Source organism: Prosthecobacter sp. SYSU 5D2 (assembly GCF_039655865.1).
Classification (GTDB): domain Bacteria; phylum Verrucomicrobiota; class Verrucomicrobiia; order Verrucomicrobiales; family Verrucomicrobiaceae; genus Prosthecobacter.
In genome coordinates this window covers 1-1,616 of the sequence record NZ_JBBYXL010000022.1, presented here as the reverse complement: position 1 = coordinate 1,616, position 1,616 = coordinate 1, and the positions used below count along the sequence as shown (strand labels likewise).

Here is a 1,616-nt window from a genome sequence, read left to right as displayed (position 1 = left end):
CCTTCTCTGAAAAAAAGGCGTCAAGCGGAAAATGGCTGGATCCTTGATTTTATGCGGCTTCGAGCGTCGTGAACCGTGCGCGTCGTGAATACTCTCCATGCTGTTGCTTGGCATGCATTACCCGCGCCGTCCGTGCTGCTGGCACGCGGCGTTGCCGGTCATGCTCCAACCAGGTGTGGCGATGCTGTGATCACACTTCTCTGCGGGGCGGGCACTTTGAGGCCCCCTTCCATTGCGACGAAATCAGATCCCCAGCCCTCCATCCTGACCCAAGGTGCGCTGTCTGAGCTTCACGCTCAGCAGCCAGCCAGTCTGCGATTGGAGCGGCTGGGGAAAGTCTGTTTCGTCTTGCTGCGCTTGCCCTTCACGGCACGGGCGCTGCTGGCGTTGTCTTCGCCTTCTTTGGCGCAACCTGTCGCGGCTGTCTCGTTGCGGGCAGGCTTGCCTTGGATGGGGCTCGACGGTGGAATTTTCTCATAGCTTCGCTCCTGCGTCAAGAGCTGCCAGGTGATGCGCGCCATGCGCCGGGCCACACACAGGATGGCGGTATTGGCCTTCTTGCCCGCCGCGCGTTTCTTTTTGTAGAGATCGCCAAAGTAAGAGTCGCAGCCCATTGCCACCCACGCGGCCTCCACAAAGGCCCATCGCAGCCATTTGTTGCAGTGCTTCATGAGCTTGCCGTTGTATGTCTTGCCGCCGCTGCTGCTGGTGCTCGGGCACAGGCCGATGTAGCCGCAGAGCTTCTGGGCGCTGTTGAAGCGGCTGATGTCATCGATCTCACTGACAACGACCGAGGCCAGGATGGGCCCCATGCCGGGGAGGCTCAGCACGCGCTTCTGGGCATCGGTGGTGCCCATCATCTGCTCCAAAGCGGCCTCGTCTTCTTTGATGCGGGTCTGCACGTTTTTGAGCATCTCCAGCTGCTGCTTGAGCAGCAGCCCGGCCGGGGCGGGAAGCTCCAGCTTCTCCAGAAAACCCATGCCCTTCCTGCCGAAAAGGTCGCTGCATTGGGGCAGCTTCAGGTCGTGCTGGGCGCCCAGCAGCCGGTGGATGCGGTTGCGCAGCATGGTGCGCTGGCGCACGAAGAAACAGCGCTGCCGCAGCACCTCTTTGCGCTGGCGTGTCTCTTTGCAGGGGATGTGAACCGAGCTGATCAAGCCGGCACGCAGCAGCAGGGCCAGGATGCGGGCGTCGATCCTGTCGGTCTTCACCTGCGCTTCGGCGATGATGCGGGTCTTGAAGGGGTTGGCCAGCATGAGGTGTTGCGATGGCATGGACTGCTCCAGCACCTCGTAGAGCCAGTGCCAGTTCATGGATGCCTCAAAGACAATGCGCGGATTGGGCCAGCGCTTCATTAGCGTGGCGAAGTCGTGGGGTGAATGATGTTCGATGCGGCCTTTGCCGAGGTCGGTTCCGGCAGCATCAACGGCGTGCCAGACGCTGTATCTTTTATGGTAGTCGATGCCGATGAAGGTGGCGACATCGGTGCTGATGGAGGGTGGCGATGTGTGGATTGGAGTGCTCATGACACCGCCACTATAACAAACGCGCTTTTACCCAGGAAATACCGCTGGAACCCTTGATTTATCAGGCTTCATGTCGCCTGACCCCGTTTC

1 protein-coding gene is annotated in these 1,616 nt (G+C 60.3%); it reads right to left on the bottom strand.

Translation table 11 applies throughout. The annotated features are described in order from the left end of the window. Positions 1–296: 296 nt before the first annotated feature. Positions 297–1,526, bottom strand: coding sequence for an IS110 family transposase (locus tag WJU23_RS23520; protein WP_346335080.1), 1,230 nt, complete (start codon positions 1,524–1,526; stop codon positions 297–299). Positions 1,527–1,616: the final 90 nt, after the last annotated feature.